This window comes from Oxynema aestuarii AP17 (genome assembly GCF_012295525.1).
GTDB lineage: Bacteria > Cyanobacteriota > Cyanobacteriia > Cyanobacteriales > Laspinemataceae > Oxynema > Oxynema aestuarii.
Genome location: NZ_CP051167.1, coordinates 377482 through 390345 on the forward strand (window position 1 = coordinate 377482; position 12864 = coordinate 390345).

The 12864-nt window shown below is 52.4% G+C and carries 10 protein-coding genes; 3 read left to right on the plus strand and 7 right to left on the minus strand.

From position 1 onward, the window contains the following. Positions 1-42 precede the first annotated feature (42 nt). The 4 genes from HCG48_RS01605 to HCG48_RS01620 form a co-directional block, all read right to left on the minus strand. The gene (locus HCG48_RS01605) at positions 43-1359 is read right to left on the minus strand and encodes a recombinase family protein (protein ID WP_168567597.1); all 1317 of its coding nucleotides are present in this window, start codon (positions 1357-1359) and stop codon (positions 43-45) included. Positions 1360-1416: 57 nt separating this feature from the next. Beyond that, positions 1417-1782: a VOC family protein gene (locus tag HCG48_RS01610; RefSeq protein WP_168567598.1), complete on the minus strand. Its 366-nt coding sequence runs from the start codon at positions 1780-1782 to the stop codon at positions 1417-1419. Between the two features lie 144 nt (positions 1783-1926). Further along, positions 1927-2286, minus strand: a complete 360-nt coding sequence (locus HCG48_RS01615) for a c-type cytochrome (RefSeq protein ID WP_168567599.1) — start codon at positions 2284-2286, stop codon at positions 1927-1929. A 74-nt stretch (positions 2287-2360) separates the two neighbouring features. After that, entirely contained in the window at positions 2361-4160 is a 1800-nt protein-coding gene (locus HCG48_RS01620) for a protein kinase domain-containing protein (RefSeq protein WP_168567600.1), read from the minus strand. Between the two features lie 188 nt (positions 4161-4348). Here HCG48_RS01620 and HCG48_RS01625 point away from each other — a divergent pair, with 188 nt between their 5' ends. Next, entirely contained in the window at positions 4349-5275 is a 927-nt protein-coding gene (locus tag HCG48_RS01625) for a DMT family transporter (protein WP_168567601.1), read from the plus strand. A 71-nt stretch (positions 5276-5346) separates the two neighbouring features. Here the strand turns inward: HCG48_RS01625 and HCG48_RS01630 are convergent, their stop codons facing one another. The 3 genes from HCG48_RS01630 to HCG48_RS01640 form a co-directional block, all read right to left on the minus strand. Further along, the gene (locus tag HCG48_RS01630; protein WP_168567602.1) at positions 5347-8997 is read right to left on the minus strand and encodes a WD40 domain-containing protein; all 3651 of its coding nucleotides are present in this window, start codon (positions 8995-8997) and stop codon (positions 5347-5349) included. Positions 8998-9076: 79 nt separating this feature from the next. After that, the gene (locus tag HCG48_RS01635) at positions 9077-9946 is read right to left on the minus strand and encodes a PD-(D/E)XK nuclease family protein (RefSeq protein ID WP_168567603.1); all 870 of its coding nucleotides are present in this window, start codon (positions 9944-9946) and stop codon (positions 9077-9079) included. A 320-nt stretch (positions 9947-10266) separates the two neighbouring features. Further along, the gene (locus tag HCG48_RS01640) at positions 10267-10857 is read right to left on the minus strand and encodes a PAP/fibrillin family protein (protein ID WP_168567604.1); all 591 of its coding nucleotides are present in this window, start codon (positions 10855-10857) and stop codon (positions 10267-10269) included. Positions 10858-11235: 378 nt separating this feature from the next. Here HCG48_RS01640 and HCG48_RS01645 point away from each other — a divergent pair, with 378 nt between their 5' ends. Next, positions 11236-11472 carry a DUF3134 domain-containing protein gene (locus HCG48_RS01645; RefSeq protein ID WP_168567605.1) on the plus strand — a complete coding sequence of 79 codons (237 nt, stop codon included), beginning with the start codon at positions 11236-11238 and terminating at the stop codon, positions 11470-11472. A gap of 140 nt (positions 11473-11612) precedes the next feature. Continuing rightward, complete coding sequence (mraY, locus tag HCG48_RS01650) at positions 11613-12707, plus strand: phospho-N-acetylmuramoyl-pentapeptide-transferase (protein ID WP_168567606.1); 1095 nt, start codon at positions 11613-11615, stop codon at positions 12705-12707. Positions 12708-12864: the final 157 nt, after the last annotated feature.

Genomic DNA, 12864 nt, shown 5'->3' on the forward strand with positions numbered 1-12864 from the left:
TTGAGCAATATTTCGCTTCAATATTGAACCTCATTTCCTCTCTCAAAATTCAAAAATAAAAATCAGATTGAGCGTCCACTCATTCCCGTCGCGAAGAATTTCAATTTTACGGATAAATTCACGGAAGTAAAAACGGCGTTCCGCTTCCGATAAATCCTGCCAAAATTGAGGGATAGACACCGCTTGAGCCGTTTCGCGCAAGTTGACCGGAGGTAACTCGGCGAGTTGACCTTGGAGTTGGGAGATTTCCGTCCGCAATTTGTAGGCGCGCAATTCCTCGGTTTCGCGATCGAGAATCCCTTGGGCGCACAAATGGGGGAGGCGATCGAGAATTCCTTGTTTGTCGGCGATCGCCCCCGTTAATTGTTGTTTGAAACTCCCTAAATCCGGCATTTCGAGGGCCGCGACCGCCCGGGGAAGGTCTTGACAAATTCGCTCGATCGTGGATTGCAGCACGCGATCGTAAGCGATCGCCTTACACTTCGGTTGGCGCGGGCATCGGTGCGGACGCAAGTATAAATATTCCCCCGGTTTTTGGCGGCGGGTCACCCGGGTAACCGTGGTGGGAGACTCACATTCCCCACAGACGACCAACCCCGCCAGAGAACGGGGCGCGCTGGCGGTTCGCGGCGGGAGGCGGCGGTTGCGGCGCAGCAGGCGATCGACTTGGGCGGCTTCTTCGCGTGAGATAATCGGGACGTGGGTATTGGCGATCGTTTCGCCGTTTTTGTACGCCAAATCGCCGCGATAGGCGGGATTGGTCAACCAGCGCCGTCCGGTGGTCGCCGAGATTTTTTTATTATATTTGCGATCGATGTAGCGCACGGCGCCGCGCAAGGACCCGTACAAGAGGAAGCGTTCGACGAAATCTTTGACGACGATCGCCGCCGAGCGATCGACGGCGTAACGGTCTTTTCCGCGACGGTATCCGTAAGGCGCTTTTCCCGGTGGGGGTAAGGCTTTGATGCGATTGCGGGCGTGTCCTTTGCGAATTTGGCGACTGCGTTGGCGCTGCTGCAGTTCGCCGAGGAGTTGCAACAGGTCGCCTCGGGTCACCGGGGAGGTTGGTGCGTCAGTTTGTGAGGGCATCGGTTTCGATTCGATCGCCACGATCGCCGTTCCCAGGGCTTCGAGTTCGGCGAGGCGATCGCACACCTCGCGCACGGAATCGCCGAATTCTTCCAACCGACGCACTAACAAGTAATCTGGCGGATGTTGGCGCGCCGTTTCTAACAGTTGTTCCAGTTCGGCGCGATCGCCTAAATCTCGATAAACGCGATCGATTTCCCATCCCCAAATATCCGGATCCGGGGAGGATTCTAAAAGCGGATCGCTATAGATATAGGCAATAATTTTCATAGTTGCACTGGCGGCGATCGAGTTCGTCTCAATCCCTCGACATCCCCTTAAATTCCCTTACGAACGTTGACTCAGTTCGACAACATTTCCATCCGGGTCTCGTGTAAATAAGGCGGCGCGACCGGAAGCACTCATCTGCACTTCATATCCCGCTTCGACCAGTTTCTGTTTCGCCGCTTCCACGTCCGCCACACAGAAGGCTACATGAGCATTGCGTCCCCACTTTTCCCGATGGTTCAACTCCGTATGGGCTTGAGAATCGACGATTAAATGCAGTTGAAACGAACCGATTTGATACCAGACTCCCGGAAATTTTAAAACTCGCTCGACTTTCGGCAACCCTAAAATATTGGAATAAAAATTTTCGGCGCGATCGAGATCGGAAACGAGTAAAGCGGTATGCAGATATTCAGTGATTTCCATGATGCTTATCGAGAAATGACCGGATAATTTAACTCCACGAGGGGCAAGTCTCTTCAAGTCACCCGTTTTAAGGGAGATTTAGGGGGATTTAGGGGGATTTAGGGCGATGCTCCATCATTGGATGGAGAAACACGAGATCGATGACTATTTCCAGTCTCGTTCGGCTTGGGAAAGGACGTAAGCGGAAACAGTTTCTATCTGTTCGGAACTCAACCGATCGCCATAAGCAGGCATGGGATTTTTTCCTTCTTTAACTTTACGGGCGATCGCTTCTAAAGAATCTAAATGATGTCGCTTTAGGGTATTTTTTCGCAAGTTCTTTCCCCGGCGAATAATGTTGCCGCCATTGGGATGACATCCGGCACAATTGGCCTCAAAAAGTTTGGCTCCATTGACGGAATTGCTCGTAGCATCGGCAGCAATAGCAGGTAAGCTACCACTCCATATTAAGAGGATTGCCGCGATCGCGATTGCCCAACTTTTCCAATGTTTATAATGGCTCATGTTTGTACTCTGTAACTTTTATCGAGATCGATTTTAAAGGGTTATCAAACCTTCTCAAAATGGTCGTAAAACTTTTAGTGAATTCCGCCCCCTCGACCCTGGCGCCGCTTGAACGAGCCGATATTCCTAGGGAGTCGCTCTGCAATCGCCGCCCCGATTTTGGATGATTTTGACCTTAATTCGCCATTTTTACCGAAAAATAGAGGATTTTTAGCCCTTTTTAGCTTAATCTGACTTTCTTCTCGTCCCCAGTGCATCAGACTCACGGCAATATGGAGAGTGACAAAGGCGATCGCCGTCGCGATCGCGTCGAAAAGGCTGACCCGGGAGATCGCGCCAAGATAGAGTGCGATCGGGACGACCCACCATCCTCGAATCGGTAAGGACGATCGCCCGCCCCGGCGGTAATATACGTGAGACTCTGCCCTCGGGAACCCCCATCGCACGTCTGGGTTGCCGACGATCGCGATCGTGGCGGCGATCGTGCCGAAGGTCATTCCTTTTCCAGAAAATACCGTTGCTACAATTAAGCCTACGACGAGGGCGGCGATCGCGGCCATCTCGGGGCGATCGCGCGGTTGTGTAATGTCCGGGGCGGCTGCGGTTCGGAGTTCGAGGGCGATCGCGTAGGTCGGCGGTTCGCTATTGCAGCGCAAAATCAGTTGACGGCGATAACATTCGTCCGGACTCAGTTGACGGGGATTGACGGTGACTTGGCAGTCAAAAAAGTTACTTTTAAAATGACTCGGTTTAAACGAAATCCAGGGGTGTGCTTCCGGCGTGTGAGGGGGATCGTTCGGATGGGGGGCGACTTCCCAACTCCCTTCGAGAACCGTTCCGGGCATTTCGTTGCCGATGGTAATCGTTTGAGTAACCGAGTGAGTGAGATCGGAGGCGTGGAGTTCGAGGCGATCGTGACTGAGTTGGATTTGAGGGGTGCGGACGGCGGCGGCGGGGGCGATCGCCCGCAGGGCGGCGATCGCGTCGAGGTAGCGCCGTTCGGGGTCGGGATCGGTCAATTTTTGCAGCCACCTGCCAAAGGGCGAATTGGGCGACGGTCCCCAGGTCGGCCAGGGCGTTATCTCACTTTGGGTAATCTGCTTCAGGGCGGGGCGATTCTCCTTTGGAGACCCTAGGCGATCGCCGAGTAACGACCTAGGAAGATCCACCGGGGCGAACCCTGCCAAGATCGTAACGCCGAGGCTGTAGAGATCGGAGCCTTTGGCGAAGGGGGCGCCCCGCCGCACTTCTGGGGCGAGAAAAGGATCGTCCGCCGTGAAATCGACGCCCGCGATCGCAAACCCCACTAAATAAACCTTAAATTGGCGATCGATTAGCAGGTTTTCGGGTCGGATGTCCCGATGCAAGATCGGGGCAATTCGCTCTTGTAAGGCGACCAAAATTTTAAGTATTGAAATCGCTATTTTCTCGATCTTTTCGATCGGCAAACCAGCATAATCGTCTAAAGATTTACAACAGCGATAATCGCGAACTAAATAAATATTATCTTTCAGGATAAAACTATCGCGATAACGCAAAATATGAGGATGGCGTAAATAGGTTAACTCTTGAGTTTTTAAATTAATTTTATCCTCGTATTCCTCCGAGTTTCCTGGGGGGTGAGCCGGGAGTTTTTCGATCGCCACCAGGGGGTTGGAAATGTCTTTTTGGGGGCGATCGCACCCGTGAAAACTTGGAATCGCGAGATAGGTAACCCGGCGATTGCCCCGGTTCGGACGGAGTGAGGAAATCACTTGATAGCCGAAGTCGGACAAGTCTGGCAGTTGACCGAAAGATTGCATCATCGAGTAAATAAAACTTAAAAATAAATGGCGATCGCCAATTCCTCGCCAGCTCGCTTTTAAAAAAAACAATTGTAAAATCTAATTTTTCGGATTCCAACCCGGAGGCGATCGAAAAAGATTCAAAATTGTTAATCACCCAAATGGGTGAAGATTTGAGTCGTTCTAGAATAGACAATTAGCATTTTACCCTGTCTGTCGTAGGAAATGCAAAGTAGCGAGTCGATCGGGCGATCGTCTCGCTCCACGGAGAAATAATCATGGGACTTCATTCAAGTTCGGGGCGGTGGCGCTTGGGGCTGGCGCTTTCCCTGGTGACCGCTTTTTTGTGGGGAATTCTACCGATCGCCCTCGAAATTACCCTGCAAGGACTCGATGTCTATACCGTGACCTGGTTTCGGTTTTCGATCGCCTTTGGAATTCTCGGGCTTTATTTAGCGGCGCGCCAGCAATTGCCTCCCCGGGCGAAATTGCGGGTCACTTCGTGGAAACTACTCGCCGTCGCCACCGTATTTTTAGCCATTAATTATTTATTTTACTTGCAAGGTTTGGCGCAAACCTCCCCCGCCAACGCTCAAGTGCTAATCCAACTCGCCCCCGTGTTGATGGGAGTCGGGGCGATCGTCATTTTCAAAGAACGTTACACCTTGCAACAGTGGGTGGGCGTCGGGGTTCTCAGCACCGGATTCGTGTTGTTTTTCCACGAACAGCTCAAAATGGCGATCGCCAACGCTTCGACCTACCTCCTCGGCAATCTAATTCTCGTCATTGCTGCCGCCACTTGGGCCGTGTACGCCCTCGCCCAAAAGCAACTCTTACAACAATTGCCGTCTTCTAATATCATGCTCCTCATTTATGGGGTCTGTAGCGGACTGTTTGCCCCGTTGGCCTCCCCCCACTTGTTAGGAAATTTAACCCCGTTACAGGGCGCTACATTGCTGTTTTGCGCCTTAAATACGGTGGTCGCTTACGGCGCGTTTGCCGAAGCGCTGGAACATTGGGACGCTTCCCGGGTGAGTGCGATTTTGGCGACGACGCCGATTGTCACGCTGGTCGGGGTCACTCTGATGGGGCAGTTTTTACCGAGGTTAATCGAAGCGGAACATCTAACGTATGGAGCGATTGTCGGAGCACTTTTGGTGGTTTTCGGTTCGATGTCGATCGCCCTGGGGCGGAAGGGAGTGTAGATTTTAGAGTGTAGAGTTGAGATTGACGGGGTCGGGCGTTTGTCGCGAACGGCTCTCGATTTCTCTAGATCCTACTCCCCAAGCTCGATCGCCCCGAGGGCTTTTAAAGTCGCTTTGCGGGCGGGACTCAATCCGGTGACTCCGGCGATCTTCATGCCTTCGTAAAGGCGTTGGGGTCTCAGGGAGAGAGTACAGTCTCCGGTGGCGAGATTCCAGACTTTGAGGGTTTGATCTTGGGAACCACTGAGCAAAGTTTGGCCGTCGGGACTGGGGGCTAAAGACCAGACGGGGCCGCGATGACCGTCGAAGATGCGATCGCACCGTCCGGTTTCGAGATTCCAGAGGCGGATCGTGCGATCGATGCTACTGCTGGCGAGACGCAAGGGGGCGGGGGATTCGGCGCCGCTTACGGGAGGACAGAAGACGACGGACCAGACTAAACTCTCGTGTCCTTGCAAGGGGCGATCGCCCTGTCCGGTTTCGAGATTCCAGAGGCGGATCGTGCAGTCCTCGCTAGCACTGGCGAGGGTGCGACCGTCCGGGGAGAAACTGACGGCGCAGACAAAACCCTCGTGTCCGAATAAAGTTTTCAAACATGCGCCACTGGCGACATCCCAGAGACGCACGCTGTGGTCGGCGCTGGCGCTGGCGAGGGTGCGACCGTCCGGGGAAAAGGCGACGCCGAGGACCCAGCTTTGATGTCCGCGCAACCATTTGAGGACGCGCCGATCGCGGGTATCCCAGAGGCGGATCGTGCCGTCGGCGCTGGCGCTGGCGAGGGTTTGACCGTTGGGGGAAAAGGCGAGCGATCGCACGGATCCGGTATGACCGGGGAAGGTCGGATAGGGGCGATCGCGATCGCAATCGTACAGCCAGATCGTCTCGTCTTCGCTCCCACTGGCGAGTAACTGTCCGTCCGGAGAAAAGGCGAGAGTCCGAATTGGTTTGTGATGGTGTTGCAAGGTTTCCAACCAGCGTCCGCCGTGGACATCCCACAAGGAAATCAGCCCGTCGGCGCCCCCACTGGCGATCGTGTCGCCTTGGGGACTGAAGGCGACGGCCCAAACCGCATTGGTATAACTTTTGAGAGTTTGCAGGGGTTCGAGGCGCCGATCGCCCACCTGAGCGAGTTTGACCACTTGTTTGTCACTGGCGGCGATCGTGCTGCCGTCGCGACTCCACGCCACGGACCAGACTTGTCCGGAAAATTCGGATAAGTAGCGATCGCGCCGTCGGGTGTCGAGATCGAAGCAATCGACGCGATCGCCGTCGCCGACGAGCAGGCGGCGCCCGTTTCCCGGGGCAAAGGCGATCGACCAGACCAACTGCAAATCGCCTTCCCAGGTTTGAGTACACCGTCGGGTTTTGAGATCCCAAACGCAAATCCGTTGGGCTTCGCAACTCGCCAAGCCACGACCGTCGGGAGTAAAACTCAAGCCGGAAATCTGGCTGGTATGTCCGCGTAGCACGCCAACGCACGTGTCACTCTGGCATTTCCAGAGGCGGATCGTGCGATCGGCGCCGCCACTGGCGAGCAGTTCGCCATCGGGAGAGAACGCCAAACAATCGACCAGATCCTCGTGTCCGCTTAAGGTCGCGCGGCATTCTCCACGGTCGAGATCCCAGAGTTTGACCGTGCGATCGCTGCTGCAACTGGCGAGAGTGCGACCGTCCGGGCTGAAGGCGATCGCCCACACCCAATCCCGGTGACCTTGGAAGATCGCGATCGCCCGCGCTTGCGACCCGCGAACCTCCCAGAGGCGGATCGTCGAATCAAAACTACAAGTGGCCAACCGTCCCCCGTCGGGGGCAAACGCCACCCCCCACACCGTGCTGCTGTGACCGGGAGTGGACAACAGGGGTTGACCGTCGCGGGTATTCCACAACCGGATCTCGCCATCCACATGTCCCGTGACTAAGGTGTGCCCGTCGCCACTGAGAGCGATCCCGTAAACGTTGCCGAAGTTTTCGCTAAAGACAGATTTCGATAAATTGCTGTGGCTGAAATCGACCCCGCGCAGGTTGACCCCTTGGAAATCGGCTTGCCAGATCGTGAGGTGAGATAAATTATATCCCGTTAATTCGACATTTAAATCAATTAACAGATTGAGAATATTGCCCGCCAAATAGCCGCCAGAACTCGAAGCATCTTCGCGCAAACAGGCGAGCAGTTGACGCAGAAGGGTAGATAAGGTGTCTTTTCCGCCAAAATGGGCGAGCAGTTGTTCGGCGATCGGTTTTAAAATTAAGTCGCGCTGGCATTGGCGCAAGGCATCCCGGGCTTCCGCCTGGATGAGGGGATGGGATTTAAACAGGTGGATCGAGTCGAGACAAGCCGATTCGCAGGCGATCGCCACTTCTTCCGTCACCGTTTCGATCAGGCGATCGCTGACATATTCCATCACCGCAGGTTGCAGGGTAAATTCCTGTCCGGCGGCGGTTCGGCGCATTTCGATCAGCGATCGCCACCCGATAAATTCCAACGCTTCCAGGATGCGACTCGATCGCGCCGGAGGAACCAGATTGGCGCTCAATTGAGCGACTCCCATCGGTTCGCGGGCGATCGCCAACCAGTAGAGAATCTGTTGTTCTAACGGCGAAAGTCGCTCGAATTGACGTTCTAATAAATTGCGAATCCCGTTAAAAACCGTCACCCCGCGATCGAGAAATTCGTCGAGATGTCCCGCAAATAATTCTTGAATCGAATTGGCGACAATTTTGAGAGCTAACGGATTACCTTGATAGGCGCGAATCAGTTCCCGCAACCGGGTTGACGACCCTTGCAACCCTTTGAGGTGGAGAATTTGTTCCCCCTCGCGATCGCCCAACCCGGTCAAATACCACGATCGTACGGGTAAAAAATCCCCTTCCAACGCCGCAATCCCCTGGGGTTTTTCGCGACTGGTCAAAATTAAACAACTTTGACCGTCACTTTCCGCCAAGCGCCCGAAAAACTCCCCATATTCTCCATATTCCTCCCGATAGCGTCCTGCAGGACTCCCGGTTTTTAAAATCGTTTCGAGATTGTCGAGGACTAATAAAACGCGCTGTTGTCGCAACAGCGCGATCGCCTCAACCATCAGTCCGTCCGTGGTTTTCGGCAATTTGCCGCCGCGATGACCCCCCGGCGCCAGTAACTGCAACAGTTGAGTCAACCACTGCTCGATCGGCGGCGGATTGTGCAGCGATCGCCATAAAATTGCGTCAAAATGGGGTTGTAACCGTCGCGCCAATGTCGTCGCCAACGACGTTTTACCGATTCCTCCCATCCCCAAAATCACCACCAACCGACAGCGATCGTCGAGAATCCACTCCTGCAGCGTCTTTAACTCCCGTTCCCGCCCGTAAAATTCCGAAACATCCACCGCTTCCCCCCAATCTTGTCGGGGTTCCCGCCGCGCCACCTCTTGCACCCCCGGTTGGGTATAGTCCTCGTGTTCGAGTTCGAGATCGAACACCTCAAACAGCAGTTTTAACGAACTTTCATCGACCCGACCTTTTCCCCGCAAAATCTTGCGTACCGTCGTTGCGTGCAACCCTTGCGACCCGATTAATTGGGTTCGTTCCGCAATTTTGGGCGCCGTATATTTAATCCCCGTTTCTGCTTCAATTTCTGCAATCCGATCCTTGAGCTTTTCCGCACCCGCCGCCGTCAAAACATAACCGCGATCGCGTTTAGATCGCTTCGATGGTGAGGAGTGGGATGGGGTTGCAGAAGTCATTTATGATTTATGATTTTTAGATGTACGATTTTAGATTTATGATTGAGGACAGTGGGAATTAGAACTTAGCAGTTAAGCGTTAAAAGTCGTCATTTATTTCTTCCTCCCAAATCGAAGTTGCTGAAATATCCTCTAAATCCCCACTCATTTCAGAAGCACTTAAACCGCGATCGCCCAGTTCCTCGCGATCGCAACGGCGCGCAAACGGACAAAACTGACAAACTTTTGAATCCTCAGCCACTTTCGGAAATGAGCTTTCCGATGAATAATTTTCCAACCATTCCGTCAACTCTGCCACCCGGCGATCGAGATCTTGACGAGTTTGTTCGTGTTGGCGGCGATCGTATTGAAAAAATAACTTTTGCGGCGTCATTTGGCGATCGCTTTTACGGTTCGACCCCGCCACCGACTGCACGAACCAATAAGTCATCGAAATTTGTTCCGGTTGGTAATCACTCGTCTCCGCTAAAACAAACGGATACAGCCGCGTTTGCCAATTATTTTGAAGGTGCGATCGATCTTTGGCTAAAGGATAAGTTTTCCAATCAAAAATTTGCGCCCGATCCTCCTGTTCGACCAACAAATCGTAAATCACCACAATTTCGCACCGATCCAAACTCAAAACCCGACTGTGTTCGGCTTCTCGAAATAGCGATCGCTCTTCCATATTATTACTATTTAAAATATCTGGAACTGCATCGATTAACGCCTCGTAGCATTGTTGCATTTCAGGATTACCCGCTAATACAACTTCGACGGGTAACCCCAATTCGCGCTGTTGCATCAACAAGTGAAACTGACGCCCCCACTCCATCCGTTCTTTTTGCTTCGGAGAAATTGGCGAAGATAAATTATCGAGATAACTCAGTTTAAATTTCCGCGCGCAAGTTTCCAGGATATTTAGTTTTCCTTGAGACAATCTAATGTTTGCTGGAGCAGAATAAATCATAGATAGAAATTTTATCTTTTATCTTTTATTTTTTATCTTTTATAGCGCTTCTCGCAAAGATGCGATCTTCTTTTTGAAGAGTGCGAGCTAGAAGCTCGCACTCCTGGATTCATTTTTATCTACCTACCTCACTAATCTGAGAAACGCTTTTTTATCTTTTAGCTTGAAACATTAATGCTTCTGTCCTGTTTTTCTCCGCAGCGCGTCAAAAGATCGCCCTACGGACTTAAACTTTTAACTCTTAACTTTTAACTTTTAACTCTTAACTTTTAACTTTTAACTCTTCACTCTTCACTCTTCACTAAAAAAGAGTCATTTCCCTATCCCTTCGTCAACACAAAAACACTCCCTTCATTCCCCCGGGCAATGCGTAAATCTTCATCGAGATAAGTAATATCGATCCAACCGCGACGAGTTTGGGAATTGATTTTAAAATCGAGGGCTAAAAACTTGCGATCGCCCTCAATTTCTTCGATCAAGCGATCGGGGGATTGATAACCGATCGCCCGTTGTAAACCGACGATCGAGCGTAAAAACTTGACCGCCACTCGGCGTTCGGAAATCGCTTCAAATTCCGCAACGACGGCGATCGCCCCTTCCAGAAAAGGTAAACTGGCCACTTCGGCAATATTGTAAATTCTGCCGCGATCGAGGCGAACACATTGATAAATTTCGCGCAAACTTGTTAGCGGGAAGCGATCGATTCCTAAAAGCTCTTGGCTGGTCGTGTAGCGCAGACGCCAATTCCCATCGAGTAAAACTTTCGCCGAGTCTAAAGGACGCGGGTTCGGATTGCGGTCTTCCAATTGAGAAATCAACGCCAGAATGGCGAGATTGTCTGATTTCGTAGCGAGTAAACCGCGATTTTTAGCGGCGATCGCGCTGAGTAAATCGAGTTTTCCGACAGTCATCAGCTTTGCCCTAACCCTGAGTCATACCATATTGTTATAAAGTTTATCCCATTATCCCATTATCGATTGGCAACGGCGATCGCCCGTCAAGCGCCCAATCCAACTCGGATCCCGTGCGATCGCCTTCCGGTCAACCCAGATCCCCCCTCGAATCAGGTAAAATGACCGCGATCGTCGCTCTGCCTAAGAACGCACCATATTCCATCCTCAAACGATCTAACGATCTAATGTTCCCCGGCTCATTGCTGACGGTTTCGATTCCCGGTTCCCCGAACGCTTATTATAGAATTGCCAATCCGACTCGCCGATTAGCCGTTGCCATTGATTGACAGCGAGCCCTTTCTAGAGTTCCATTAGTTTTAATCTCAGGAGCGTTAGATGTACAACCCCTCTTTACGCGAGGAACCTCGCAACAAAACGGCGGATGTGATTCCCCTCAAACAAGAAGTTTCGATTTTAGATTGGTTGGAATCGACCGGACGGTTGATTGCTCGTGAAGAGACCGAAAAAGATTTTCTCGAAGAAGAAGAAGAAATCTCGGAGTTGATGTCCGGGGACGATAACTCTTACGACGACATGGACGACGACTCCAGCGCTGACGAAGACGACGTTTAAGCTCGTTCGGGGAAGATCGATCGCCCCATCGATCGATCTTCCCCAAAAATGGCAACCGTAATTGTAATTAACCCTCGGACTGACCGGAGATGCACGGAGCGTCTTTGGATCTAAATGGTGTGGAGTAGGAGTGAAAGCCCGTGGATGCAAAATTGTTCTCCGTGAAATCGTTAACCCTCTCGGGAACTCGTTTATTTTGGCTGCTGGCGATCGCACTGACGGCGATCGCCTTTATTTTCGATGTTGACTTAAAAACCACCGTCCTGGGGGGGCGATCGTTATTACTCCCCCTACTCTTATGTAGCGTCGTCACCGCCGCTTTGGGGTCTTGGGTGATTCCCATGCTCGTGCGCCTCAAAACCGGACAAGTCATCCGCGAAGACGGTCCCCAAGCCCATTTAAAAAAAGCAGGGACCCCCACAATGGGCGGGGTCTTTTTTATCCCCGTCGCCGTCCTCATCGGCTCGATTTGGTCCGGTTTTAGCCCGGAAGCCCTGGCGGTCTGCGCCCTCACCGTCGCCTATGGCTTTATCGGTTGGCTGGACGACTGGCAAATCTTGCGCCTGAAATCGAACAAAGGCATCTCGCCGAAAATGAAACTCGGCTTGCAAGTTCTGTTCGGCGCCCTCTTCTGCCTCTGGTTGGCCTTGACGCAACCGTCAACGTTGAGCGCGATCGCCCTTCCCTTTGGCATCGTGTTACCCTTGGGATTCCTCTTTTGGCCGATCGCCGAATTCGTCCTCGTCGCCGAAAGCAACGCCACCAATTTAACCGACGGCGTAGACGGGTTGATGGGGGGAACTGGGGCGATCGCCTTTCTCGGATTAGCCGCATTAGTCGCCCCGACTCACCCAGATTTAGCCTTATTGTGCGCCTGTTTTAGTGGCAGTTGTCTCGGTTTTGTCGCCCACAACCGCAACCCCGCCCGCGTATTCATGGGCGATACGGGTTCCCTCGCCTTGGGAGGCGCCTTGGCGGCGATCGCCCTGACCACCAACACCCTTTGGGGATTGTTTCTCATCAGTGGTCTTTTCTTTGTCGAATCCCTCTCCGTGATCGCCCAAGTTTTATATTATAAAGCCACCAAAGGTCCCGATGGCATCGGCAAGCGCTTGTTAAAAATGGCGCCTTTGCACCATCATCTAGAGCTTTCCGGTTGGTCCGAGTTAGAAATTGTCGGCAGCTTTTACGCTATCAGTATGGCGGCGATCTTTTTAGCCTTACTTTTGCATTAATTGCAAGTTCGACCAGTTTTCGATCGCGGGTTGCCACTGGCGACCCTTTTTTTATTCTCAATCCCTCCATCCTTGTCCGATCTCGCGATTCGCCTCTAGCGTCGCTTCGCTAACGCGAACTCCCTGCCTTTACTCCCTTAACCTTCCCCTTAAAATA